This window comes from Crinalium epipsammum PCC 9333 (assembly GCF_000317495.1).
GTDB lineage: Bacteria > Cyanobacteriota > Cyanobacteriia > Cyanobacteriales > PCC-9333 > Crinalium > Crinalium epipsammum.
The window spans coordinates 3,978,366-4,002,989 of record NC_019753.1 but is presented as its reverse complement, the minus strand read 5'-3'; the positions used below and the strand labels follow the sequence as shown (position 1 = coordinate 4,002,989).

At 40.3% G+C, this 24,624-nt stretch carries 20 protein-coding genes, 1 tRNA gene and 1 pseudogene; 17 read left to right on the top strand and 5 right to left on the bottom strand.

The genetic code is table 11. The features are described 5' to 3' along the window. Nucleotides 1–20: 20 nt before the first annotated feature. The 3 genes from CRI9333_RS17470 to lpdA form a co-directional block, all read right to left on the bottom strand. Nucleotides 21–266, bottom strand: a complete 246-nt coding sequence (locus tag CRI9333_RS17470) for a DUF5340 domain-containing protein (RefSeq protein WP_015204503.1) — start codon at nucleotides 264–266, stop codon at nucleotides 21–23. 238 nt (nucleotides 267–504) lie between these two features. Then, a complete protein-coding gene (gene trpC / locus CRI9333_RS17465; RefSeq protein WP_015204502.1) occupies nucleotides 505–1,392 on the bottom strand; it encodes an indole-3-glycerol phosphate synthase TrpC in 888 nt (295 codons plus the stop codon). Nucleotides 1,393–1,493: 101 nt separating this feature from the next. After that, nucleotides 1,494–2,924, bottom strand: a complete 1,431-nt coding sequence (gene lpdA / locus CRI9333_RS17460) for a dihydrolipoyl dehydrogenase (protein WP_015204501.1) — start codon at nucleotides 2,922–2,924, stop codon at nucleotides 1,494–1,496. Nucleotides 2,925–3,239: 315 nt separating this feature from the next. On the opposite strand from lpdA, the gene CRI9333_RS17455 reads away from it, so the two are divergent. The 4 genes from CRI9333_RS17455 (at nucleotide 3,240) to thyD (ending at nucleotide 7,226) form a co-directional block, all read left to right on the top strand. Continuing rightward, nucleotides 3,240–3,500 (top strand): BrnT family toxin, encoded by a 261-nt coding sequence (locus CRI9333_RS17455; protein ID WP_015204500.1) that lies wholly within the window; start codon nucleotides 3,240–3,242, stop codon nucleotides 3,498–3,500. Beyond that, the gene (brnA, locus tag CRI9333_RS17450) at nucleotides 3,490–3,711 is read left to right on the top strand and encodes a type II toxin-antitoxin system BrnA family antitoxin (protein WP_015204499.1); all 222 of its coding nucleotides are present in this window, start codon (nucleotides 3,490–3,492) and stop codon (nucleotides 3,709–3,711) included. The genes CRI9333_RS17455 and brnA overlap by 11 nt, the downstream gene beginning before the upstream one ends. A gap of 293 nt (nucleotides 3,712–4,004) precedes the next feature. Further along, entirely contained in the window at nucleotides 4,005–6,194 is a 2,190-nt protein-coding gene (locus tag CRI9333_RS17445) for a serine/threonine-protein kinase (protein ID WP_015204498.1), read from the top strand. 105 nt (nucleotides 6,195–6,299) lie between these two features. After that, on the top strand, nucleotides 6,300–7,226 hold the full coding sequence (gene thyD / locus CRI9333_RS17440) for a thylakoid membrane protein ThyD (protein WP_015204497.1): 927 nt from the start codon (nucleotides 6,300–6,302) through the stop codon (nucleotides 7,224–7,226). Between the two features lie 103 nt (nucleotides 7,227–7,329). Here the strand turns inward: thyD and murA are convergent, their stop codons facing one another. Then, entirely contained in the window at nucleotides 7,330–8,673 is a 1,344-nt protein-coding gene (gene murA / locus CRI9333_RS17435; protein ID WP_015204496.1) for a UDP-N-acetylglucosamine 1-carboxyvinyltransferase, read from the bottom strand. Between the two features lie 252 nt (nucleotides 8,674–8,925). Here murA and CRI9333_RS17430 point away from each other — a divergent pair. The 4 genes from CRI9333_RS17430 to CRI9333_RS17415 all read left to right on the top strand — a co-directional run bounded on the left by CRI9333_RS17430 (nucleotide 8,926) and on the right by CRI9333_RS17415 (nucleotide 11,032). Next, nucleotides 8,926–9,009: transfer RNA gene (locus CRI9333_RS17430), tRNA-Leu, on the top strand. 187 nt (nucleotides 9,010–9,196) lie between these two features. Continuing rightward, on the top strand, nucleotides 9,197–9,988 hold the full coding sequence (locus CRI9333_RS17425) for a TrmH family RNA methyltransferase (protein ID WP_015204495.1): 792 nt from the start codon (nucleotides 9,197–9,199) through the stop codon (nucleotides 9,986–9,988). A gap of 147 nt (nucleotides 9,989–10,135) precedes the next feature. Beyond that, nucleotides 10,136–10,681, top strand: coding sequence for a hypothetical protein (locus CRI9333_RS17420; RefSeq protein ID WP_015204494.1), 546 nt, complete (start codon nucleotides 10,136–10,138; stop codon nucleotides 10,679–10,681). Between the two features lie 48 nt (nucleotides 10,682–10,729). Beyond that, complete coding sequence (locus CRI9333_RS17415; protein WP_015204493.1) at nucleotides 10,730–11,032, top strand: endonuclease/exonuclease/phosphatase family protein; 303 nt, start codon at nucleotides 10,730–10,732, stop codon at nucleotides 11,030–11,032. A 132-nt stretch (nucleotides 11,033–11,164) separates the two neighbouring features. On the opposite strand, the gene CRI9333_RS17410 is transcribed toward CRI9333_RS17415, so the two are convergent. Continuing rightward, entirely contained in the window at nucleotides 11,165–12,811 is a 1,647-nt protein-coding gene (locus tag CRI9333_RS17410) for a serine/threonine-protein kinase (protein WP_015204492.1), read from the bottom strand. Between the two features lie 103 nt (nucleotides 12,812–12,914). Between CRI9333_RS17410 and CRI9333_RS17405 the strand changes: the two genes are divergently transcribed. The 9 genes and pseudogenes from CRI9333_RS17405 (at nucleotide 12,915) to CRI9333_RS17365 (ending at nucleotide 24,512) form a co-directional block, all read left to right on the top strand. Further along, nucleotides 12,915–14,471 (top strand): phenylacetate--CoA ligase family protein, encoded by a 1,557-nt coding sequence (locus tag CRI9333_RS17405; RefSeq protein WP_015204491.1) that lies wholly within the window; start codon nucleotides 12,915–12,917, stop codon nucleotides 14,469–14,471. A 202-nt stretch (nucleotides 14,472–14,673) separates the two neighbouring features. After that, a complete protein-coding gene (locus tag CRI9333_RS17400; protein WP_015204490.1) occupies nucleotides 14,674–15,468 on the top strand; it encodes a hypothetical protein in 795 nt (264 codons plus the stop codon). Between the two features lie 428 nt (nucleotides 15,469–15,896). Next, nucleotides 15,897–16,634: a ferritin-like domain-containing protein gene (locus tag CRI9333_RS17395; protein ID WP_015204489.1), complete on the top strand. Its 738-nt coding sequence runs from the start codon at nucleotides 15,897–15,899 to the stop codon at nucleotides 16,632–16,634. 18 nt (nucleotides 16,635–16,652) lie between these two features. Next, nucleotides 16,653–17,546 (top strand): ferritin-like domain-containing protein, encoded by an 894-nt coding sequence (locus CRI9333_RS17390; protein WP_015204488.1) that lies wholly within the window; start codon nucleotides 16,653–16,655, stop codon nucleotides 17,544–17,546. Between the two features lie 113 nt (nucleotides 17,547–17,659). Beyond that, nucleotides 17,660–18,878: pseudogene (locus CRI9333_RS17385) on the top strand (RNA-guided endonuclease InsQ/TnpB family protein); the annotation flags it as partial. Nucleotides 18,879–19,509: 631 nt separating this feature from the next. Continuing rightward, a complete protein-coding gene (locus tag CRI9333_RS17380; protein WP_015204487.1) occupies nucleotides 19,510–21,369 on the top strand; it encodes a glycoside hydrolase family 2 protein in 1,860 nt (619 codons plus the stop codon). Further along, nucleotides 21,348–22,451, top strand: a complete 1,104-nt coding sequence (gene galT / locus CRI9333_RS17375; protein WP_015204486.1) for a galactose-1-phosphate uridylyltransferase — start codon at nucleotides 21,348–21,350, stop codon at nucleotides 22,449–22,451. The genes CRI9333_RS17380 and galT overlap by 22 nt, the downstream gene beginning before the upstream one ends. Before the next feature lie 256 nt (nucleotides 22,452–22,707). Then, a complete protein-coding gene (locus CRI9333_RS17370; RefSeq protein WP_015204485.1) occupies nucleotides 22,708–23,847 on the top strand; it encodes an AAA family ATPase in 1,140 nt (379 codons plus the stop codon). 2 nt (nucleotides 23,848–23,849) lie between these two features. Then, nucleotides 23,850–24,512 carry a hypothetical protein gene (locus CRI9333_RS17365; RefSeq protein ID WP_015204484.1) on the top strand — a complete coding sequence of 221 codons (663 nt, stop codon included), beginning with the start codon at nucleotides 23,850–23,852 and terminating at the stop codon, nucleotides 24,510–24,512. Nucleotides 24,513–24,624 lie beyond the last annotated feature (112 nt).

Sequence of the window (24,624 nt, the reverse complement as noted above, 5' to 3'; positions counted from 1 at the left end):
TGATACCTCCCATCGCCTGCTTAAAAATTATCTTTGATGTTATTGATAGTATTAAGTGACCAGTGATACTCAATCGGGACATTTGCGCGATCGCAACTTTGTTCAAGTCGTTTTTGTTGAGCCAAAGCTTTACGCAGTGTGATGATTAGCTGTTGTACTTGCTCTTTAATTGCAGGCTGATTACTAGCCGCAAATGAAGTTTGGCGTTCTAAAAGCTGAAGTAGCACTTCATAGTGGATCAGAGATGGCAGGGGTATTGGCTCCATGAAACCAGATATAAGGATTGATAAAATTTAATTTACGCAGGGTATTGGCTTAAGGCTTTTTTCAACAGCCATGATAATTAGGTAATGTGTTTTACCTACTAGCCTTTAATCATTATCGCTTACGGTAATCCAAAGGCGAGCGTGGTAATAAATACTTGGTTGGGCTAGGAAAGCTAGGAAAGAATTTTTTTCCACCATTTCCCCCATCTTTCCTAGCAACTAATTTTGACTACAGCCGTTATTTATAGGCAAACAAAGTAGCGATCGCACTAGCCGGATCAGGTTGTTTCACCAATGACTCACCAATGAGAACAGCACTAGCACCAGCATCAGACACTAATTTAATGTCCTCTGGAGTATGTAACCCAGATTCACTAACAACTAAGATATCCCGCTCCTGTAATTGGCTGCTATTGCTACTCAAAAGTTGACAGGTTGTTTGCAAATCAACTGAAAAATCTTCTAAGTTGCGATTGTTAATCCCAATCAGGTTAACATCTTCCAATGCTAATACTCGCTCTAGCTCCTCTGCTGTATGTACTTCAATCAATGCAGTCATACTCAAGGCTTTGGCAATTTTGATAAAATACTGCAAGTCTTGATCGCTAAGAATAGCTGCGATTAAGAGGATAGCATCAGCCCCATAACTGCGAGCTAAGTATATTTGGTAAGGATAGATGATAAATTCCTTACACAGCACTGGTAAGTCTACGCTCTTACGCACTAGAGCCAAGTTTTCAAAGCTGCCTTGAAAAAATACTTTGTCAGTAAGTACTGACAAACAGCTTGCTCCTCCCTGCTGGTAGGCTTGTGCGATCGCTACGGGATCAAAATCTTCTCGAATTACTCCCTTACTAGGAGAAGCTTTTTTTACTTCTGCAATTAAAGCTGGCTTAGTCTTTCCCTGTCGTAATGCTTCTCTAAAATTACGCACAGGTGGTGCTGCTTTAACTTGTTGCTGCAACTTGATCAGGGGAAGACGTTCCCGCATCTGATCAACTTCTGTTTCTTTTTGCCAGACAATTTTCTCTAAAATATGTCTTGGTTCAGCATCTGGTACTTTAACTTCGTAGCGCAAGGTAGTGATAGAAACTGACGGATTCGGATGTCTTCTTCGGATTTGCATAGACTCAGGAGAGATTTTTCGCTTTGTAGAGACGCGAAATTTCGCGTCTCTACATTTTGTGGTTTTAGCTGACTGCTGACTGCTGACAACTGAATGCAATCTTAAACAGTTAACGCCCGTTTATAAGCTTCATCCAGAACTTCCGATAAGGTGGGGTGAGCGTGAACCACATAAGCTAAATTGTTGACAGACTGCCGCCCCGCGATCGCTTGTGATGCTTCGTGAATTAAATCTGAAGCGTGCAATCCCATAATATGAGCGCCCAGCACAACCCCTGTATCTTTGCGATATATTACTTTAGCAATACCATCAGATTCACCTTCTGCGATCGCCTTAGAATTACCCTTAAAGTAACTCCGCACAGCCCCAACTTCAAAACCTTCGGCTGCACCCAACTCTTTAGCTGCTGTTTCCGTCATCCCCACAAAGCTAATTTCTGGATGAGTAAAAGCTGCTGCTGGAATGCTGTGATAATCAACAGTGCGATCGCGCCCACACATATTTTCAACTGCCACAACGCCTTGAGCAGAAGCCGCGTGAGCTAACATCATCTTCCCTGTAGCATCCCCAATTGCCCACAAATGCGGTACAACTTCACCACCAGATAATACTGCCATTTGGTCGTTTACGGGAATAAAGCCGCGCCTATCTGTTTCTACTCCAACAGCTTCCAATCCCAAATCCTTAGTATCAGGAATTCTACCTGTTGCGACTAAACAAGCATCGACTTCAATCACGTCGATAACTTCTTTCGTTTTAGCGTCACTCAGTTCAATTACTACTGGCGAACCTGGCGTTACCTTACTTGCTAAAGTGCTAACTTTAGTTTCAATATCGCGTGGTGCAATTAACACCCTTTCTGCCAATTTGGCGATATCTCGGTCAAACCCTGGCATCAATTGGTCTAAAGCCTCAATCATTGTGACTTCACAACCCAAGGCAGTGTAAACATCAGAAAATTCTAAACCAATGTAACCACTACCAATAATAGCGATCCATTCAGGCAGTGTTTCTAGTTTGATCGCATCATCACTGGTAAATACAGTTTTGCCATCAACTTCAATCCCAGGAGGAACCCAAGGAATCGAGCCAGAGGAAATAATAATATCCTTAGCCGTGAAAGTTTTCTCCCCTGTGCTAGTAGCAACACTAACTTTTTGTGTTCCAGCTACCTTACCTCTACCTTGGATAATATCAACCCCTAATCTTTTCAGACTATTGGTTAAATCCCCACGAATTTTGCTCACAAGGTTATTAGCATGAGCAGCAATTCCTTCCCGCTCAAACTCCACACCACTCACTTGAATGCCTAACGCCTTGAGGTGATGAGCATTACGCAACTCCCGTACCCGCCCCGATGCTGCTAATAAAGCTTTTGAGGGAATGCAACCACGATTAACGCAGGTTCCACCCATATCTGCTGCTTCGACGATGGCGGTTTTCAGTCCACAGTTGACAGCATGAAGAGCAGCCCCATGTCCGCCCACACCTGCGCCGATAATTAATAAATCGTAGTCAAATGTCTGACTCACATTCCTACTCCTGATACGCCATGCCTTCCTTATTTTGACATTCCCCACGCCTTAAATAAACAGTGAATTCCTATTTGATTAAAAGTTTTAAGCTTGATATTCCGTAATTTTATCGGCACTGTGTTTTTAAAATGACATTTTACGATGATTAATTACCTAAATTTCAGCAATATTAGGATTGTTTTTATGAGCATTTATTTGTGAAAACAATCAAGATTCTAACTCATCAAGGATTTAATTAATTGATAAAAAAATAAATATATAAACCGGGGATGTTTGATATATCATATTAATTAATATAAAAGCTGTAAAATTGTGCAGTTTGAATACGACTCCGCAAAAAGCCAGAACAATAAGTCAAAGCATGGAATTGATTTTGAAGAAGCACAACTGCTTTGGAATGACCCTCTGCGAGTAGAGATACAAGCACGCTCAACTACAGAACTTCGCTCAATAGTGATTGGTAAGATAGGAGATAAGCATTGGTCAGCAATTATTACCTATCGAGGTGAAGCCATAAGGATCATTTCAGTACGAAGATCGCGGGAGAATGAGGAGGAAATTTATGAAAGCTGAAGAATTCGATCAGAAGTTTGATGATGGGGAAGATGTCTTGGAATATTTAGATTTTTCAACACTGCGTCGCCCAGGGTTAGAAACTAAGCAGGTTAATGTTGATTTTCCTCAGTGGATGGTGGATGCGTTAGACAGGGAAGCTCAACGCTTAGGTCTTCATCGTCAAGCTGTAATTAAATTTTGGATTGCGGAACGCTTGGATGCAAGTTAGCACTAACTTATAATAAAAATTATTAATTTCTGGAAAATACCAATTTGTTAGTGTAGTTGAATTAAGAAACAAATCTCCTTAGTAAGTTTGTTTAATTCACATCTTAAAACAAGTTCGCCAAAGCCTTTCTAATTTAAAAAATTAGAGGTAGTTTTTCGCAAGAATCAGCTAGTAAATTTTATTTTGCCTATTTGTAGGCATGGCTACAACATTAAGATGTTGTAATTGAATTTGTTTAATAGTACTTAATTTGTTATATCTTAACTGAAACCGTGTTTACAAGCCCGCCTTTAATGAAGCCCATATATTGCAGCCAAGGACACGAAAATTCTGCTGGTAGTCGCTTTTGTCAGCAGTGTGGCGAACAGTTGAGTCTGCCCAGTGCCAACAGTTTAGCAGTTGGGTCTGTTTTAGGCGATCGCTATCAGATTATACGCGAACTGGGACACGGTGGTTTTGGACGCACCTATCTAGCCCAAGACCGTAACCGTTTTAATGAATTTTGTGTATTAAAAGAATTTGCCCCCCAAGTGCAAGGTAGCTACGCTTTACAAAAAGCGGAGGAATTATTTGAACGGGAAGCGGGAGTACTTTATAAGCTACAACATCAGCAAATTCCCCATTTTAGGGAGATGTTTCGCTATAACACTAATGGCACTGGATACTTATTTTTAGTACAAGATTTTGTAGATGGGCAAAATTATAAGGCGCTGTTAGAAGCACGTAAGCGTCAGGGGCTAAAGTTTAGTGAACCAGAAGTAACTCAATTATTACTTCAAATTCTCCCAGTATTAGATTACATCCACTCTCTGGGAGTAATTCACCGCGATATTTCTCCCGATAACTTGATGCTGCGTAGTTCAGATGGGCTACCTGTACTGATAGATTTTGGGGGAGTTAAACAAATCGCTGCAACTATCGAATCTCAATATAATCAAGGTGCGATCGCAAATGCACCAACTTTAATGCCTACCCGACTAGGTAAAGTAGGATATGCCCCAACAGAGCAAATGCAAAGAGGAATAGTATTTCCTCACAGTGATTTATATGCTTTAGCAGTAACAGTTTTAGTATTACTAACAGGGAAAGAACCCCAACAATTAATTAACCAACAAACAGTTACTTGGGATTGGTCAAAAGATGTTAGTCTCAGCCCTACTTTAAATAGTGTGCTGACTAAAATGCTACAGCCAATATTAGGCGATCGCTTTCAATCTGCACAAGAAGTTTTGCAAGCCCTCACAAGCAATCAACCGCCTGCTACCTACCCTACCACTCAATTACCAATCTCAGTGCCACCGCTACAAGTAGCAACAGAAGCTACATTTGCTGTTTCCCCTAACCCAGCAGGACAACAATATTCACAGCCTCAACACTATCAGCAGCCACCTAATTCACCCATTGTCATACCAGCATCAATACAAACCCAACCAAATAGTAATTTTTTAAACATCTTCGGAAAAATTGCACTGGTATGTTTTATTCTGGCTATTGCTGGTGGAATTGGCTGGTTAGCTGGTAACGTTTGGATAAATTCCAACTCAAATCAAAGAAACATTACCCCATCACCTGATCCAACTCTTTCACCCAGTGCTTCTCCTACTGTGGATGAACAACAACCCATATCGCCACAGTTTACACCCGAAGAAAGGCAGCGCAAGCAAGCACTACAACAACGCCGTACTCAAGTAGGTATTAATAGCAACTTCTATGTCAGCGCAGTTAATCAAGCATTTTGGAGCAAATACCCTAGCCAGCGAGGTAGAAATTTAGGCAACGGTACAGACGATGAGCAATGGCGGGAACGTTGGGATAAAATTGCTGCTGACTTGCTAGATAAATTAGAACAAGCAAACTTGAGTGCAGAAGCACGTCGGGGTATGGGTAATTATAGTAGTGGCGATCGCGATCGCTGGAAACTTGCAGTCAATGAATTACGCCTCAGCAGTCGCGCCCTCTATGATTTAACTGACGCTAAATATTTATCGATCTTTTCAGAATATTCTGCTAATACACTTAAGCTCAATTTTGATAACTTCCTCAATCAACCCGTAGGTCAAATTTGGCAAGCAGTCATGTTTGATCAAGTGCAAGCCTTACAGTCTGGAACCGCCCTAGAAAGAATTATCTTTGACCCAGGCACTACAAGCAAAACTCTTAGTAGCAACCTAAAACAAGGACAAGGCAAAGCTTATATTGCCCAGCTAACTCAAGATCAAATAATGGAAGTGCAGTTACAAGACGGCGGTAAAACATTATTGTCAATTTATAGCCCAACTGGTAAAACGCCCATCCTCGCAGATTCACGGGAAAAAAGTTGGTCTGGAACCCTACCTGAATCTGGTTACTACGAAATTGTCATAGTTTCTAACAGTTCAAAATCAACTGATTATCAACTCAACCTTACTGTTAAAAATCCCGAACCAGAACCAGAACCTACCACTCCCGCACCTGAAGCCTCTCCCTCAGAATCACCCAATTAATAGATATCTCGATGTCAATTTACGGCACTCCATAAGTGCAAGAAATCTGTTAAGAGCAAGGTAATACGTTTAATCTTGATAAGAAGGCAAACTAAAGGAGATTTAATGAAAATAGCTATTACTGGAGCAACCGGATTTGTTGGTACTCGTTTAGTAGAGCATTTGCATAGTGAAGGACATCAACTAATAATTTTCAGCCGTAGTACCAGCAAAGCACAAAAAGTTTTTCCAGCTTCAGCATTCCCCAACTTAGAAGTAGTTGCCTATACCCCCACTGAATCCGGTGCTTGGCAACAGACAATTTCTGGGTGTGATGCCGTAGTAAATTTAGCAGGGGAACCCATTGCTGAGGGACGTTGGACACCCGAACAAAAACAAAAGATTATTCAAAGTCGTCAATTGGGGACTCAAAAGATTGTCGAAGCTATAGCCCAAGCTAACCCCAAACCTGCTGTTTTAGTCAATGCCTCAGCAATTGGATACTACGGTACTAGCGAAACTGCTACTTATGAGGAAACCAGCAGTGCGGGTAATGATTTTTTGGCTGAAGTTTGCCAAACTTGGGAAACAGAAGCCGAAAAAGTTAAACAAACTGGCACTCGATTAGTAATTATCAGATTAGGGATTGTTTTAGGCAAAGGGGGAGCGTTAGGGAAAATGCTTCCCATCTTCCAAATATTTGCTGGTGGTACTATTGGTAGCGGACAGCAATGGGTTTCTTGGGTGCATCGAGACGATGTTGTTAACTTAATTATGCTTGCACTCCAACAACCTCAAGTAGAAGGTATTTTGAATGCAACTGCACCCAAACCTGTACGGATGAACGAATTTTGTCAAACATTGGGGGAAGTCTTGCACCGTCCGTCGTGGCTACCAGTTCCTAGCTTTGCATTAGAAGCATTGTTAGGAGAAGCCGCTAAGGTTGTTTTGGAAGGTCAAGAAGTTTTACCTAAAAAAACTTTGTCTTCTGGCTTTGAATATAAATTTCCCACACTCAAACCAGCAATTGAGGAAATTTTGAGTAATAGCTAAAAAGCTTTATCCACCTTTGATTAAACCTGGATATAAACAAGCAAAGCCCGCGCAGGCGGGCTAAAGATTAAAAACGTATACAATCCAAATTTGGAATTACGCTTCATGCTTCTTGAGAACTTAGCTCCTTACTTGCAGCCGTAGATTCATCAGACTCAGTACTATCATCGGTAACTCGTTGGATATTAGCTCCCAATTGGCGTAGCTTCAACTCCAAATTGTCGTAACCACGATCTAAATGATGTAATCCTTTGATGATGGTTTTACCATCTGCTGCTAATCCTGCAAGCACTAAAGCTGCTGAAGCTCTTAAGTCTGTAGCCAACACAGGCGCACCTGATAGCTGTGGTACACCTCGGATGATTGCATGATTGCCTTTAACACGAATGTCTGCACCCATGCGGTTCAACTCGGCAACGTGACGTAAACGGTTTTCAAAGACTGTTTCAGTAACTACGCAGTCGCCTTCAGCCAAGCTGAGTAAAGCCATAAACTGGGCTTGCATATCCGTCGGAAACCCTGGATAAGGCAAGGTTTCAATATCCGTTGCCTTGATATGGTTGCCTGGAACAATTCGCACAGTGTTAGGGCTGTCTTGGATTACTTTTGACCCAACATCTCGCAACTTAGAAATTACAGGTATGAGATGATCTGGGATAACGGGAGAAAGGCTGATTTCTGAGTGGGTAATTGCCCCAGCTACTAAAAATGTCCCTGCTTCAATCCGGTCAGGAATAATGCTGTAGTCTACAGAATGTAACTTGGGAACGCCAGAAATAGTAATGGTGTTGGTTCCAGCACCATGAATCTTAGCTCCCATTGCATTACAGAAGTTGGCAAGATCGACAACTTCTGGTTCTTGAGCAGCGTTTTCTAAAGTGGTTTCACCATCTGCTAATGTTGCTGCCATCATTAAGGTTTCTGTGGCACCAACACTAGGGTAATCTAGGTAGATTCTTGCACCCTTGAGTCGAGGATTGGCTCCAGGTACATGAGCGTAAACTATGCCATGCTCAATATGCACATCTGCGCCCATTGCTTGCAGCCCTCGGACGTGCAATTCCACAGGTCTAGCACCAATTGCACAACCCCCTGGTAAAGGTACACGGGCTGATCCTAGTCGTGCTAGTACTGCACCAATAATAAAGAAGCTGGCTCGCAGTTGAGAAACTAATTCGTAAGGCGCTTTTGACTGCTCAATGTGGCGGGCATTAAAGTCAATAATATTACCTTGGTAATTAACCTCAACACCCAAGGATTCAATAATTTGACCCATCCGCCGTACATCAACCAGGGCAGGAACATTACGAATCCGGCAATCGTCGGGACAAAGCAATGCTCCTGCCATGATTGTCAAGGCAGAGTTTTTAGCACCACTGATGTTTACATGACCTTTCAGGGAAGCTTTACCCCAAATATGTAAGACTGAATTGTCAGTGTCAGACAAGGATTGGGTCTCTGTTAGGCTGATGATGGGTCTATCCTCCGGGCTAAATGCAATAACTTTATTTACAGAAAAGTTGTTTAGATTTTACACTAAACAAAGCGTATGTCTATCTATCTTAGATAAGAATTCTTGGAAAAAATTTCTAATTTTTTTAAGTTTCTAATTCCTGATGAATAATTTATCTAAAAAAATAGTTGACAAAATATCTAGAATTACCTTATCTTTGAAGATCGCAAAGCCAATCACAAACAAGCGGAACTGGCGGAATTGGCAGACGCGCTAGATTCAGGTTCTAGTGTTCGCAAGGACTTCCGGGTTCAAGTCCCGGGTTCCGCATTTTAAAAGGAGAGACGCGCAATTTCGCGTCTCTTTTTTGGATATGTATTATTCTTCTTCCTAACCGAGCTTGAAATCAGGAAATTTCTCAATAAAATTTAGGTAACCCAGATAAAATATTTGTAATACAACGATAAGATATTTTAATTAGTCGCAAAATAAAGCTAAACGCACCATTAAGAGCTAAATGTTAACCAGCCTGCAAAATCCTTTGGTAAAGCAAATTCGTAAGTTGCAGTCTGCTAAGGAACGAAGAGAGCAACAGTTGTTTTTGCTGGAAGGCACGCACTTGCTGGAAGAAGCGTGTGCTGTAAATTATCCTTTGGTAACGCTCTGCTGTACGCTTCAATGGCAGGAAGCAAATGGGAAACTCTGGGAGGAGGCGTGTCAGCGTTGTCAGCGAGTAGAAGTGGTAAGTGCTGAAGTGATTAAGGCGATCGCAACTACTGTAAACCCTGATGGTGTTGTTGCAACTGCACGATCCAGAACTAATAAGCAACTTCAGATCCCATTTAAGGGTGTGGGACTGGCTTTGGAAACACTACAAGACCCTGGTAATTTAGGTACAATCATTCGCACTGCTGCTGCGGCTGGCGCTGAGGGTTTATGGTTGAGTGCGGATAGTGTAGATTTGGATAATCCCAAGGTTGTACGCGCATCGGCGGGACAGTGGTTTCGTCTACCAATGGCTGTTAGTTCAGATTTAAAGACGGTAGTACAAGAATGTCGGGATGCTGGGATACAAGTAATAGCAACGACAGCAAAGGCGCAGGTAAGTTTCTGGGAAATAGATTTACAACAACCTAGTTTAATTTTGTTGGGTAATGAAGGTGCTGGACTTTCAGTAGGTTTAGAGGCGTTAGCTGATGTGCAGGTGCAAATACCTTTAAGTAGAGGGGTGGAGTCTTTGAATGTGGCGATCGCAACTGCGTTAATTTTATATGAAGCTAAACGCCAACGGCTACAGGTTGGAGGTTAATACAATAAACCTCGTAGCCTTTGTTAAGGTTCGGTTAATTATCTGCGTAATGTTGGGGTGCATAAAACACTAAACCTCAATCTATTAATTTAGTGTCAGGATAAATCCCACACATACTTACGCAAGTGAGAGCGAGAAGTAAAATTTATGAACTCCAAACTTATTCAAAATACCCTTACCGCAGTAATCTTAACATCTCTAAGTACTAGCGCAGGAATAGCAGTAGCACAGTTAAAACCAAATTTAGAGATTAGACCAGGAAATATCGAAATTAATCGCCCACAGTTACAACTTATTACAACTTCTATTAGTGGAAAAATCACTAATAAGGGTAGCAATAATGGTGGTAAACCCAACTTCGCTTGTAGCGACATTTCTGTTTACTTAGCTATTGCGCTTCCTCCTTCTCCTCCTCAAGGAGAACCAGGAATATCTTTACCAAATTATCAAAATATTGGGAAATCAGTAAAAGCTCAAGGTAATATTGCTACTGGATGTGTATATACTCTATACGTTCCCAATACTGGTATTGGTAAACCCATTTATGTTTTTGCTACAAGCCCAGAAAAATGGACAACCAGCGTAAATGTGGTAGATATTTCTCCTGTAGATTGGACTAATCCACTGCAAGTAACTAAAGGACAAAAGCTGGAGAACAAAGATTTGAGGATAACGGCTACTCTAATTAAGTAGGTTGTAGATTATGGTTCATAAGTAATGAACCAAAAAATCTCAATTGTTATGCCTCAGTCTTTAAGAATTGCTACCTGGAATGTTAAACGTCCTAGAACAAAGGGCTGGCTGAATAATCCTGTAATTGTTAATAAAATTCAAGATATTGATGCTGATATTTGGGTTTTGACTGAGACAAATAGCATCATTAATCCTGGGGATGTTTATAGTAGTGTGGCATCAACCGCTATAGATAATTATCACACTTCGGGAGAAAGTTGTGTAACAATTTGGTCACGCTATCCAATTAAGCAACAGTTGCTTACTTTTGACCCTACTCTTACTGTTTGTGTGGAAATTAAATTTGATTAGAAGCAGTGTTTCAATTCTGGGCGGGTTTATGAATATTCAAAGTATGAATATAAGTTGTCTGTCAACCCGCCCGTACGAGCAATCTACCCTTACTACCGGACATAACTTAATTGATGATTTTAAGATAAAAAGTTAATTTCTAGTTTCTAATTCACTAACTTTATCAGCAGCGATCGCATACCAAATTTGACCTAATAGTAGTGATTTTTTCGGATTACGTCGTTCTTCGGGAAATAATTGATAAAACTTAGCATCAGTTGCTGTTCTTAACTTGTTAAGTGTATAGTTACCTAGCTCACCTCTTCTGGCTTTCTGCCGCCAAATTTCAGCATCTCTTTGACTATAACTTCCTAGTTTGCTCAAAGCATCTTTACTAACTTTACCTTGCTCAATTTTATTAATAAAATTGTCACCAATAGTTTGCCATTCTGCTCGTAATTGGGAATCTTCTGGCTCAGGAGTGAGATTACGTTTATTTAATTCTGGATGTTTGTTATAAAATTGTTCATTTACTAAATTATTAAAGAAAGCTTCTGGAATTTGTAATGCTTGACGACGACTTAAAAGTTTAGATGGGTTATTGTTGATACTAGGTAATCCCTTTGTCAAAGGTGCTAATGGATTTCCCTCAGTTAAGAATTTAACAAAATGAAAACCCCCTGCAACTAATAATCCTATGGCTAACGTAGCTGCAAATGTTTTTGCTGAGTGAGGTAGCCAACTAGGAACTCTAAAAACAGCAGCAAGTACTTGAGAACCAATATTGTGAAGTTGCGATCGAGGAGGAGAATGTTGTTTTCCAGGCGCAACTACAGCAGTCTGAATACGAGAGATATTGGGGTTAGGTGGCGGTGTGGGTGTTGCAGACTGTAGTGCTTGGATAACTTCTGATGCCGACTGATAGCGATCGCGCATTTTATAAGCCAGCATTTTTTTCAAGACTGCTTGCAATTGCGGACTAACATTAATCTCTCCCCAACGCCAAACCGCGTTATATGTATCATACAATTCATCAGCTTGCTTACCCGTCAGCAATACCAAAGCTGTAACTGCCAAAGCATACAAATCGCTATTACCAGCAACTGTTCCCTGTTTTAGTTGTTCTTCTGGCGCATATCCAGCCTTACCTAACCGCGTTGGTAGTATATTTTTGTAATTCAACCAAGCAAAGGCGGTTGCTTGCAATACCTTAACTCCACCAAAATCAATTAATACAGGTAGCCCATCCGCCTGTCTCTTGATTAAATTATCAGGGGAAATATCACGATGAATTACATTCAGTGAGTGGATGTAAGATAAAACGGGCAATATTTGAAGTAACAGTTCGCGGATCTCATCCTCACTAAAAGTTTTACCTTGACGTTTACGGGTTTCTAGAAACTGATAGTAAGTTCCACCTTCTACATAGTCTTGTACTAAAAACAAAAATTCTTTCCCCGATAAATTAGACCGCAGCATCTCGCGCAAGCGGGGGATCTGAGGATGCTGAAGCTTGTAGAGTACACTTCCTTCTCGCTCAAATAATTCTTGCGCTTTTTGCAACTGCGATCCAGGTTGATCTTGCGGTGCAAATTCTTTTAAAACACAATTTTGATTGCCTTGAGTGATATCTTCCGCTAAATAGGTACGCCCAAAACCGCCTTGTCCCAGGCAGCGCACGATGCGATAGCGGTTATCTATAATTTTCCCAACATGAATTGGGAGCGCATTACCGCACTCTTGACAAAACTTATTAACGGGAGGGTTTTCGTGTCCTTGAGTGCAATATAGGAAGGTCATTTACAGTCAATAGACTATAGCAACTGATTAACTTCATTGTAGATTAGCAAAATTCCTGAATTATAGTAGTAAGAACCTCACCCCCTACCCTTAAGACTCAATAATGCTGGAAGAAAAACGTCAACGGGCATTTACGGCGTTTCAAGATTTCCTTAATACACCGTTTGAGCAACGCTTGGCAAGCCATGAGAAAATATCACCAGAAGCAAATGCGATACTCCTGGGGAGTCACTCCGCGATCGCACTGTTTCACTCTGTTGCAAATACGGTTCCAGCTTATCAAAGTTTTCTCAAAGAACACGGCATCAACCCTGAATCAATCCAAACTTACGCAGATTTTGAAAAATTACCTTTAATTACTAAAGAAAATTACCTACGCTGTCACTCTTTAGCTGCTTTATGTCGTCATGGACAGTTAGAAACCTGCGATATGATTGCAGTTTCATCAGGTTCGACAGGTAAACCGACTTTTTGGCCGCGCTTTTTTGCGGATGAGTTACAAATTGCTACACGCTTTGAGCAAATATTTTACGATAGCTTTTCTGCTGATACTCGTCGCACTTTAGCTGTAATTTGTTTTACTTTAGGAACTTGGGTTGGTGGAATGTTTACAGCTAATTGCTGCCGCTACCTAGCTAGTAAAGGATATCCGATTACTGTTGTTACTCCTGGGAATAATAAAGAAGAAATATTTAGGGTGGTACAAGAATTAGGTTCTGAATTTGAGCAAGTAGTATTGCTAGGTTATCCACCTTTTATTAAAGATGTAATTGATACTGGCATTGCGCGTGGGGTGGAATGGCAACAGTATCAGATCAAAATGGTATTTGCAGGAGAAGTTTTTAGTGAAGAATGGCGCAATTTAGTTGGGGAAAGAGTCGGTTCAAATAATCCCTGTTATAATTCTGCATCACTTTATGGAACAGCAGACGCGGGTGTATTAGGAAATGAAACACCTTTAAGTATTTGCATCCGCCGCTTTTTTGCCAATCATCCAGACGCAGCTAAAGAATTATTTGGCGAGTCGCGCTTACCTACTTTAGTACAATACGATCCTTTGAGTCGCTTTTTTGAAACCCATGAAGATACGCTGTTATTTTCAGGCGATAACGGTGTTCCCTTGGTGCGTTATCACATTTCGGATACAGGAGGGTTAATTTCTTATGATGCAATGTTAGAGTTTTTAGCAAAATGGGATTTTGATCCTATTGCAGCATTGCAAAAAGAACACTTTGGATCTTTCGCAACTGAGGGTAAAGTTAGAGGAATTCATCGCTTACCTTTCGTTTACGTTTTTGGACGTTCTAACTTTACTGTTTCTTACTTTGGGGCGAATATTTATCCCGAAAATGTGACTGTGGGATTAGAACAACCAGGAATTAAAGATTGGGTGACTGGTAAGTTTGTGATGCAAGTTAAGGAAGATGCAGACAAGAATAAATTTTTATCGGTGGTTGTGGAGTTAGCGCCAAGGAGAGAAGGTAGTGAGGAGAAACTAAACGCCATCGCGTCTTCTATTCTCTCTCAACTGCTACGGCTTAATAGTGAATTTGCTAATTATGTTCCCAAGGAATACCAAACGCCCCAAGTATCACTAGCCTCAATGGGAGATCCAGAATATTTCCCAATTGGCGTTAAGCACCGTTACACACGCCAATAGTCGGGTCTTTCGTGGGAGGACGTGACAAAAGAGCAGTAGAATTACTCCTCATTCGCTTTCAGCGCCGAAGCAATACAACTAAAACAACTAAGCATATACGTTAAAATATCATTAAACTACTTAACTAATAGGTTCAACGAATATTAAAAATTGAGTTAATTTTGGTTGTATTTAGTTGAATCTAATTGCAAATATTATTTATATGGCTGAAAACAAACAAAAAAAATCCAGTGGTGCTGGTCGTAAAAAATCAAATAATATTCTCGAACAACTGCCTGCACCAGCGAGAGAATGGGCAGAAAGTTTACCTTGGCAACAACGGAGTTATGTTTTATCTTTATGCCATATAATGTGTGCATCTTCTCCAGAAATGCAAGCAGAGTTTTTAGATGAATATACAGCAGATGGTTTAGTTTTAAAAACGCTTCAAGATCGAGATACTCAAAAGAAAGTTACAGAGTATTTGCAACAATTTTATTTGCAAACGGATTTAAGCGAAGGTATTTTGAGAAGCTATATTAGACAATTTTTTATTCATTCATCTCAAGATGTTCGTAGAAAACCAGAATTATATTTAGAATCTGCATTGCGATTAGTCAGTGATACCCAAGAGCGAAATAATCTTTTTAATTATATTTTAGGCTTTGAATTGCTTAAAATGCTATTTAAAATGAGTTGGTGGCAACACGAAAGATTATATCAGCTTCAAAAGAATCAAGAAGAGTTTTTTAGTACTTATATTAAGCCAATCCAACATACTCATGAACTTAATGGAATAGTTATACCTAAAATCAAAAAAGGTTTTTTTGATAAGCGTGATTATTTTGTAAAAGAACCAAAAATCCCCCAAAAAAAATTAATAGAGCTAGTAATAGTAACTTTTACTACAGAAATAGTGACTAATTTTGGATTTTCTATAATTCGTCATCCCAACTCTTTAATATTTGACTACGAATATATATTTGCTTTTCAACAGGAAGATGTATTTTTTAATTAATTCAATATTTCCTAAGCTTAAAATTTTAAATGATCTGCCGACAATTAGCAGTTTTTATCTAATTTCAGGTAAGTAGGTCAATATAATTAAACGCATTACCCCACCCCCCAACCCCATCCCATTAGTAAGGGGAGGGGGAGATTTGCATTTTATCTTTTTTAATGTCGAGCTACTTATCAATATTAAAAAATTAGCTACTAGGCGTTTAATACCAGAATAAGAGAGTTTTTTAATAGTGCGAATAACTAAATATTAGGTAAAAAATAGGAATCGCTGGAAGAAAAAAGATATTAGTATATGTAGTGTACTTACTGAATATTCTCAATAAATTTACTATCTATCAAAAGGTATAAAACAATTGTTAATCCCCATGATACGGTTAACAGCAAACAAGTATTTTTGCTTGAAGTATTGAGAGGAATTAGCTTATGGCTTTGCCAATAAAGCAGATGGAAAAAATACTTTCATCGCGTCGCACCTTATTAAAATGGGGCTTGATAGGTATAGGAGCAATGGCAGGTACAGCCATACCTAAAGCATTAAATGCCCAGCCAAGTAATAGTCTAAAAACTCTAAATTTTAATGATAATGATTTCGGGATTCTTAATTTTGCTCTATTGCTAGAAGAATTAGAATCAGCCTTTTATGCAGCAGTCGTAAAGAGTGGAAGGATTGGCGATCGCAACGAACTAGAATACATGAGAGCCTTGGGTTCACACGAAGCAGCCCATGTGGCATTTCTACGGAATGTACTAGGAAGAAATGCAATCTTCCAAACACGAGATCTGAATTTTAACAATACTGGATTAGCAGCTATATTGGCTAATCGCAGTCAAATTTTAAATACCGCCGTTGCCTTAGAAGATGTAGGCGTACACGCATACAATGGTGCAGGTACAAAGCTAACAAATCCTACATTCCTTCTAGCCGCCGGATCAATTGTAGGAGTAGAAGCTCGTCACGCTGCCGGAGTTCGGGCATTACTAAAAAGACCAACTACAGAGCCAGATAGCGATCGCGCTGTAAGCGATACAGAATTAGTCAGCGAGATTAACCCCTTTAAAGGTCGTGCCTACGATGAATTATACACACCTAGGCAAATTGTAGAAATTGTTAGCTCACTCAACATATTAAACAATCCGATTACTGGCTCGCTTGTTGCCTGAACGAAGGAATTAATTAAAATGAAAAACATTTTAGCCCTAGTGGTAAATTGGGCAGGTGGCACGTTTGCTACTGCCCAAAGATTTTTGACGAAGATAATCAGTAAGATTGGTAATGCGATCGCTGCAATTGTTCCTGCTAACATCGCTCTGTTAATACTGCCCGCAATATTAATATCGTTGTTTACAAATCCCGCATCAGCCTACGCTCAAAGTGCGAGATTGACACCTCGGCAAGTAGTAGAATATGCTCTAACTTTAGAAAAGTTGGAAGCTGATTTTTACCGCCGTGCCAACAATGAAGTCGCTAACGGTAGGCTGGGAAATATTCCCGAAATAGCTAAAGACGCGCTAGTTTCTTACGGAGAAGATGAAGCCAGCCACGTTGCAGATTTATCGCCAATCTTAACGTTATTAGGTGGTAATCCCGATGCAGTTACTATTCCCGAAAATCCTAATTACAACGCCATTTTAGGTCGAGATCCCTTTGCTAATGCTGCGGATCTTCTCCTAGCCGGACAGTTTGTAGAAGATTTAGGGGCAGCAGCTTATAAAGGACAAGTACAAAACTTACTAGCAGCAGGAGAAGCTGCTAAACCAGTACTAGCCGGAGCTTTAGCTATACACTCTGTAGAAGCTCGTCATGCTGCGGGTATCCGAGCCTTACGCCAAACTTTACTTGGTAGTAATGTACGACCTTGGATTAGAAATGCTAATGAAGTAATTTACAAAGAAAATCGTAGCGGTTCCCCTATTCCATTTAATTCAGAAGCCTTTGATGGTTACGCTACAAGAGATGAGGTATTAGCGTTAGTCAGTCCAATCTTGCGTGTTAGCCAACAACCTCGCGGCAATCAAAATTCAACTTCTCCCAATCCCAGCAGGCAATCTACTCCTGTGCGAGCATTGTGGTAATTTACCATCAACCGCAATTCATCTCCCGACATAGCTGTACTCAGCTTGGCGGTGAGATGAATTGCGGACAGGATTTGTGTTAGGATAGTTACGTCAAGCAAAGCAACGTAACCATGTTGGTATTTGAGGCAAAACTTGAGGGATTGAAAGAGCAGTACGAGAAGCTTGATGAAGCTATTCGTACTGCTCTTTTCGTGCGTAATTCCTGCCTGAGATACTGGATGGACAATCGGGGCATGGGGCGCTATGAGTTGAGTGCGTATTGTGCTGTCTTGGGCAAAGAATTTGCTTGGGCAGGAAAGCTTAACTCGATGGCTCGTCAAGCCAGTGCAGAAAGGGCATGGTCTGCCATTGCTCGCTTTTTTGACAACTGCAAAAAGAGTAAGCCAGGGAAAAAGGGGTATCCTCAGTTTAAAAAACTTGCTACACATGGTTCTGTAGAATACAAAACTAGCGGGTGGCAACTTTCTGACGACCGCAGATATATAACTTTTTCTGACGGATTTAAGGCGGGAACCTTTAAGCTTTGGGGAACCCGTGACCTGCACTTCTATCAACTCAAGCAGATTAAACGAGTGCGGGTAGTGCGTCGTGCTGATGGGTATTATGCCCAGTTTTGTATCGACCATGAACGAGTGGAAAGGCGAGAACCAACGGGTAAAACTATCGGTGTAGATGTGGGGTTGACCCACTTCTACACCGATAGCAATGGAGAGACAGTTGCAAATCCTAGACATCTTCGCAAGAGTGAGAAGTCTTTGAAGCGATTGCAACGCCGGATGTCTAAGACTAAAAAGGGTTCCAACAATAGAGCCAAGTTGAGAAATAAACTTGCACGTAAACACCTCAAAGTAAGTCGCCAGCGTAAAGATTTTGCTGTAAAGACAGCAAGGTGCGTGGTGAGGTCTAGCGACCTTGTGGCGTATGAGGATTTGCAGGTGCGTAATATGGTCAAGAATCATCGCTTAGCTAAATCAATTAGTGACGCTTCCTGGTCGCTGTTTCGTGAGTGGGTTGAGTATTTCGGCAAGGTGTTTGGCGTGATAACTGTCGCAGTCCCACCCCACTACACCAGCCAAAATTGCTCTAACTGTGGTCAGGTTGTCAAAAAAACCCTTAGCACTAGAACTCATGTTTGTCCTCATTGTGGACACACTCAAGACAGGGATTGGAACGCGGCACGAAACATATTAGAAAAAGCATTGAGTACGACAGGTCATGTCGGAATTAACGCCTCTGGAGAGACTGGTCAATACAGGAAGTGAAGAAATTCCTTCAAGCAAATCAACTCGTGGAAAGAGGAAGCCCAAAGAGCAATCTTTGGAATCCCCCGCTATATTCGGTACTCCGAATGCTTCGGAGGGAGGATGTCAATCAGCTACGTTCAAAAGGGTGTGGTCAAAACCTGTTAGTGGTGATAAATAGGGGAAGCAGGGGGGCTTAAAAGAAAGTGCCAACTACTTATGACCACACTCATTTCACAAGATTGACAAATAAATTATTTATAATTAAGGGATAGGTTTTTTGCCTACCCCTTAATTATTTTAGAGAGATAAGCTAACGCGCATCTAAATTGTTCAATTTATAATTGAGAGAAAAGTTATCAAACCCTATAACCCTCTCTCCTCCCTCCTCTCTCCTCCATCTACTCAAATATAAAATTTAGAAACACAACAGCTTATATAGCACCGCAAGCAGAGCGATTGACAACTTGTAATGGTGAAACCTAGACAGGAAGTGTGAAAATACAAAAGTTGACTACTGTATGCACTTCGCGCCTTGGCGTAACCTAAGCTGAATGCTAATTGCTGTAACACTTTGCACCTAAGCCTAATTAGTCTTAATCCGTATCTGCCCTTAAGGTAAATCTTTTCCTACTAAAAAGGTAGGAAATTATCACCATAAAAAGTTAGATTGAAGATATGGCAGGGAACAATATATCTGACTTAGGATAGATGCCTTTATGCAATCGTTGGGTAGAGTGATAGAAAATTGTGAGGAAAAATCATCTAAGCTTGATACCAAGGCTATAGTTGATTCAGCAGCAGCGTATCCACGACCACAGTTGCAGCGCAGCAATTGGAAAAGTTTAAATGGTCAGTGGAAATTTAGTTTTGACGACCAGGGGCAATATAGTTGTCCAAATCATTTAAGTGAGTGGACGCATACTATTGAAGTGCCGTTTGCTCCCGAATCTGTTCGCAGTGGAGTTGGTGATACAGGTTTTCATCCCAACTGCTGGTACGAGCGGGAAGTTGAGATTCAACGCGGTGAAGGTAGGGTACTGCTACACTTTGGAGCAGTAGACTATCATGCCCGTGTGTGGGTCAACAATCATTTCGTGGGTGAGCATGAAGGTGGACATACTCCCTTCACGATAGATATTACCTCAGTATTAGATGAAAACAAACTAACTCGCATCACAGTTTGGGCAAGCGACGATCCTCACGACCTTGCTAAACCGCGCGGTAAGCAGGATTGGAAACTCGATCCTCACAGTATTTGGTATCCTCGCACTTCAGGTATCTGGCAAACAGTCTGGGTTGAATACGTTCCTCTTACTTATATTGAGCGCCTTCGCTGGACTTCCCAATTTGAGCGTTGGGAAATTGGCATTGAGGCAACTCTTGCAGGTCTACCAGTAAGTGGTTTGCAATTAAAAGTAAAACTGAGTGTTGGTAAGCAAGTTTTAGTTAACGATTCCTACGAAGTCATTAACGGAGAGATTCACCGACGCATTGCTTTATCCGATCCTGGTCTTGATGACTATCGTAATGAATTGCTTTGGAGTCCTGAAAAACCAACGTTGATCGATGCAGAGATTCAACTTTGGGAAGATGACAAGCTGATTGATGAGGTCAGATCTTACACTGCGATGCGATGCGTAACTCTTCAGCGCGATCGCTTTACCTTGAATGGACGACCCTACTATCTGCGGTTAGTTCTAGACCAAGGTTACTGGGAAGACACGCTGATGACTGCACCTTCAGATGAAGCGTTGCGCCGCGATGTCGAGCTAGTTAAGATGATGGGATTCAATGGTGTACGCAAACACCAGAAAATTGAAGATCCGCGTTTTCTGTATTGGGCAGATGTTCTAGGTTTGTTGGTATGGGAGGAAATGCCCAGCGCCTATCGTTTTACTCCTAAAGCGGTGCAGCGCATAACTAAGGAGTGGACTGAGGTAATCGAGCGGGATGTTAGTCACCCTTGTATTGTGGTATGGGTTCCGTTTAATGAATCTTGGGGAGTTCCTAATTTAGTAGAGTCTCAAGCTAACAGAGATTATGTTCAAGCTTTATATTACTTGACTAGAACTTTAGACCCGACTCGCCCAGTAATTGGTAATGATGGTTGGGAGAGTACAACAACCGACATTATTGCTATCCATGATTATGATACTAATCCCCTACAGTTAGCTCATCGTTATGGCAATGAGATTAAGCCATCGGATCTATTTGATCGTCGTCGTCCAGGCGGGCGGGTTTTGACACTTGACGGTTATGCTCATCAAGGACAACCAGTGATGCTGACGGAATTTGGTGGGATTGCATTTGCGCCCTCTGAAACGCCAGACGCGGACAAAGCTTGGGGATATGAGCGTTGCTGGAATATTTCTGAGCTACAAATAAAATATACGGCGCTATTACAGGCGGTAAGTACAGTTGAAATGTTTAGCGGTTTTTGTTATACACAGTTAACTGATACATTTCAGGAAGCTAATGGATTGCTGTATAGCGATCGCACACCGAAGTTTCCCATCGAAGCAATTCGCGCTGCGACTCTCGCAGGAGGAGCAAGATGTACTCCTACAAGCTGTTAAAACCAGATGGACGTAAGCTAACTTTATATAGTCGCAATCCCATTGCTGATGATATTATTGCTCCCAGCCCTAGCAAGGAGCCAGTGGTTGCAAATCCCCATTTGCGCTGGCATCCCTTGCGGGGGGAATGGGTTGCTTATGCTTCTCATCGTCAGGGGCGTACTTTTATGCCCCCTGCTGAGTACAACCCGTTAGCACCTACGAGCGATCCGAATTTCCCCACAGAACTTCCTCAAGGAAAATATGACGTAGCGGTGTTTGATAACCGCTTTCCCTCAATGTATTTAGAGGCGCATGATCCGCCTGTGAGTATTGTTGACACTCTCCCCGCCAATGGTGCGTGTGAGGTGGTAGTGTTTACTCAAGATCCGCAGGCGTTTGTAAGTTCTCTATCGTTGGAACATATAGAACTGCTATTTCAAGTTTGGGGCGATCGCACATCTATACTAGGTGAACACCCTAATATTCAGTATGTCTTGCCCTTTGAGAATAAGGGTGTAGAGATGGGGGTGACATTATCTCATCCTCATGGGCAAATTTACGCCTATCCTTTTGTGCCACCAGTTCCAGCACGAATGCTGGATATGCAACAGGTATATTACCAGGAAAATCAGCGCGGTTTGCTGCAAGATTTGATTCAAAAAGAGATTGCGGATGATAAGCGGATTATCTATCAAGATGAATATGCGATCGCCTTCGTACCCGCTTGCGCCCGTTATCCTTATGAGGTGTGGCTTGCACCGATTGAGCCTGTTGCTACATTTATGGATTTGACGGAAAATCAGCGTGTAGGACTTGCTAGAGCATTAAAGACTGTGACTCTCAAGTATGATGGCTTGTGGAATCGTCCCTTTCCTTATTTAATGGCTTGGTTTCAAGCACCTACTGATGGGAAACTGCATCCAGAAGCACATTTACACGCGCAATTTTATCCACCTTATCGTACAAGCGATCGGTTGAAGTATTTAGCAGGGACAGAATTAGCAGCAGGGATGTTTGCAAATGATGCTCTTCCTGAAGAGAAAGCTAAGGATCTGCAAGCTGTAGCTATTAACCTGGAAGGACAAATAAAGAACCTTTAAATTACATAAGTAAAGGGAATACTTGATTGATACAATAGTTATTACTTTGAGCAGCAAGACGTGAGAACGATAGCGAAGCACTAATTAGACCAATGAGCAAAAGTTTAAATTACCCCCCTTTATCCCCCCCCTTATCAAGGGGGGTAATTGGCTCCCTCCCCTTGATAAGGGGAGGGCTGGGGTGGGGTTAAATACAACAGTTGGGTTACTACATTTATTAATTGGTATAATTATTTTAATTTCCTAGCACGATTGTATGATTAGAGAAATTTCCATAGAAAATTATAAATCTATTGAAAAACTGAAAATTGAACTAGGTAGAGTAACAGTTTTTATTGGAGAAAATGGTTGTGGTAAAACAAATATTCTAGAAGGTATAGCTTTAGGTTCAGCAGCAGCAAATGATAAATTAGATAACGAATTTTTAACTTCTAGAGGCATGAGGGTTACTGAACCTGAATTTATGCGCTCTGCTTTTGAGCAAACAAACATCACAAAAAACATCCAAGTCAGTTTTACCTTGGCTGATGGTGAAGTAATTAAATACAATTTACAACATCCCAATCAGCCATACTCAAGCTGGGAAAATTTAGATAAATTAGAAAAAGAACGCCAAATTCAACGAGTTGCAAAGTTAATAGTTCAAGACAAGCTTAATTATTCAAATCAAACAATTTCAGATGTTATTAACGGTATTATTGAAGTAAGTACAAATAACGACGATAGATATTTATTAAAGAAATTTTTAATTTTTTCTCCTGAAAACTCCAGCCTAAGAATTTTTGACAAAGAAGGACAAATACAACCTTTAGGCATCAAGGGAGAAGGCTTATTCAAATTATTAACAGTTTTAAATAGAACAGAAAAGAAACAAAAGTTGCAACAAATTAAAGATGAAATGCAACTTATAGACTGGTTTGAAGATTTGGATATTCCTGAGAATTTATTGCCTGGTGAAAGAGCTATAAAAATCAAAGATAGATATATATCACCCGAACTGAATTATTTTAATCAAAATAGTTCTAATGAAGGCTTTTTATTTTTACTATTCTATTTTTGTCTGTTTATTAGCGATGATACACCTAATTTTTTCTCTGTAGATAATATTGATGCTTCTCTCAATCCCAGATTATGTCGTAGATTAATTGAAGAATTAGTACACTTAGCTAAAAATAATAGTAAACAAGTCATATTTACAACTCACAATCCTGCTATCTTAGATGGATTAGACTTAAATGATGATGAACAAAGAATTTTTGTGATTTACCGGAATAAATTAGGTCATACTAAAGCAAGACGTATTTTTTCTCCTCAACCTCTAGAAGGACAACAGCCTGTAAAATTATCAGAAGCATTTTTAAGAGGTTATATTGGAGGACTCCCTAAAAATTTTTAATTATGACTACTTTTGGATTAGTTACAGAGGGATTAACAGATCAGATAGTTATTGAAAACATTTTATCAGGTTATTTTAATAGTGATGATATTATTCTCAATCCTCTGCAACCAGAAAGGAATAAAGATGATGAAAATAAATCTGCTTATGGTGGTTGGTATCTAGTTTTTCAATACTGTCAGTCAAGGGAGTTTCAAGAATCGTTTCAATTTAATGAATATGTAATAATACAGGTTGATACCGATGTTTCGGAAGACATTAATTATGATATACCTAAGCAAGATGCGAATGGTGAATTAACTCCCGAACAACTCACAGAAAAGGTCAAAGAAAAATTCAAATTTCTGATTGGTGATAGTTTTTATGAAAAATACAATCACAGAATTATCTTTGCTATCTCAGTTCATTCTATAGAATGTTGGTTGCTTCCTCTGTACTATACAGATAATAAAAAAGCGAAAATCACCAATTGTTTAAAAACCTTAAATCAACAGATTAATAAGATTGATAAATTTACAATTGATATAAATAATAAGAACCCTAAGTATTATAGAACAATTTCACAAAAATATTGTAATTATAAACAGTTAATCAAATTATACAAGTATAATCCCAGCTTTAAAATTTTTATAGAAGAGGTTCAAGCCAGAAATATTGTTATATAAAACGATGAGTTTTAAATATTTAAGTTCTCATCAGTAGTGGCAAACAATAGACCAATGAGCAAAACTATCTTTTGCTCATTGGGGAAAAGTAGGGGCAAGTTTACCTAGATAT